The following is a 332-nucleotide window of genomic DNA, read 5'->3' on the forward strand; positions in this document are numbered from 1 at the left end:
ACTGTCACCGTTGCATCATCTGTATTCGCTGCATCTATGTTATCCGTCAAACGGTAAGTCAAGGTATACACACCTGCCGATGTACCAGCCGCTACTGTTACCTCGCCCGTTGTCGTATCGAAGGTGATGCCTGTATCTATTGACAGTTGGGTGATCGTTACCTCGCCAGTAGTCGCTGGGTTAGCATTGTATGTGTCATTTGCCAATACATTGAAGCTGCCGCCATCAAAACCATTGATCGTTATCGGATCATCATTGGCTACCAAGCCTGCGCCTGCTACTATTACCGTGACTGTAGCCTCATCTGTATTGCCTGGATTCAGTGAGTCAAC

Annotated in this window: 1 protein-coding gene; it reads right to left on the bottom strand. The window is 48.2% G+C overall.

Annotated features, from left to right (window positions below):
• Positions 1-332 (bottom strand): hypothetical protein (locus I5349_RS13645; RefSeq protein WP_226391335.1); only part of this gene is annotated, 332 nt, incomplete at both ends.

Source organism: Penaeicola halotolerans (assembly GCF_016464625.1).
In the GTDB taxonomy this organism is placed as follows: Bacteria; Bacteroidota; Bacteroidia; order Cytophagales; family Cyclobacteriaceae; genus Penaeicola; species Penaeicola halotolerans.